The 1,470-nt window shown below is 49.9% G+C and carries 1 rRNA gene; it reads left to right on the top strand.

The window, feature by feature from the left end:
* Positions 1 to 1,442 (top strand): 16S ribosomal RNA (locus ACM6F9_RS07340); the annotation flags it as partial.
* Between the last annotated feature and the right edge of the window lie 28 nt (positions 1,443 to 1,470).

The following is a 1,470-nucleotide window of genomic DNA, read 5'->3' as shown; positions in this document are numbered from 1 at the left end:
TCTTTCGGGATCTAGAGAGCGGCGTACGGGTGCGGAACACGTGTGCAACCTGCCTTTATCAGGGGGATAGCCTTTCGAAAGGAAGATTAATACCCCATAATATATTGAATGGCATCATTCGATATTGAAAACTCCGGTGGATAGAGATGGGCACGCGCAAGATTAGATAGTTGGTGAGGTAACGGCTCACCAAGTCTGCGATCTTTAGGGGGCCTGAGAGGGTGATCCCCCACACTGGTACTGAGACACGGACCAGACTCCTACGGGAGGCAGCAGTGAGGAATATTGGACAATGGGTGCGAGCCTGATCCAGCCATCCCGCGTGAAGGACGACGGCCCTATGGGTTGTAAACTTCTTTTGTATAGGGATAAACCTACTCTCGTGAGAGTAGCTGAAGGTACTATACGAATAAGCACCGGCTAACTCCGTGCCAGCAGCCGCGGTAATACGGAGGGTGCAAGCGTTATCCGGATTTATTGGGTTTAAAGGGTCCGTAGGCGGATCTGTAAGTCAGTGGTGAAATCTCACAGCTTAACTGTGAAACTGCCATTGATACTGCAGGTCTTGAGTGTTGTTGAAGTAGCTGGAATAAGTAGTGTAGCGGTGAAATGCATAGATATTACTTAGAACACCAATTGCGAAGGCAGGTTACTAAGCAACAACTGACGCTGATGGACGAAAGCGTGGGGAGCGAACAGGATTAGATACCCTGGTAGTCCACGCCGTAAACGATGCTAACTCGTTTTTGGATTTTCGGATTCAGAGACTAAGCGAAAGTGATAAGTTAGCCACCTGGGGAGTACGTTCGCAAGAATGAAACTCAAAGGAATTGACGGGGGCCCGCACAAGCGGTGGATTATGTGGTTTAATTCGATGATACGCGAGGAACCTTACCAAGGCTTAAATGGGAAATGACAGGTTTAGAAATAGACTTTTCTTCGGACATTTTTCAAGGTGCTGCATGGTTGTCGTCAGCTCGTGCCGTGAGGTGTTAGGTTAAGTCCTGCAACGAGCGCAACCCCTGTCACTAGTTGCCATCATTAAGTTGGGGACTCTAGTGAGACTGCCTACGCAAGTAGAGAGGAAGGTGGGGATGACGTCAAATCATCACGGCCCTTACGCCTTGGGCCACACACGTAATACAATGGCCGGTACAGAGGGCAGCTACACAGCGATGTGATGCAAATCTCGAAAGCCGGTCTCAGTTCGGATTGGAGTCTGCAACTCGACTCTATGAAGCTGGAATCGCTAGTAATCGCGCATCAGCCATGGCGCGGTGAATACGTTCCCGGGCCTTGTACACACCGCCCGTCAAGCCATGGAAGTCTGGGGTACCTGAAGTCGGTGACCGTAACAGGAGCTGCCTAGGGTAAAACAGGTAACTAGGGCTAAGTCGTAACAAGGTAGCCGTACCGGAAGGTGCGGCTGGAACATCTCATTTTAGAGCGTCTTAAGACGATAAACAAAAT

Source organism: Chryseobacterium sp. IT-36CA2, assembly GCF_949767875.1.
In the GTDB taxonomy this organism is placed as follows: Bacteria; Bacteroidota; Bacteroidia; order Flavobacteriales; family Weeksellaceae; genus Chryseobacterium.
The sequence above is the reverse complement of the archived record's forward strand: the minus strand, read 5'-3'. Positions and strand labels throughout refer to the sequence as shown.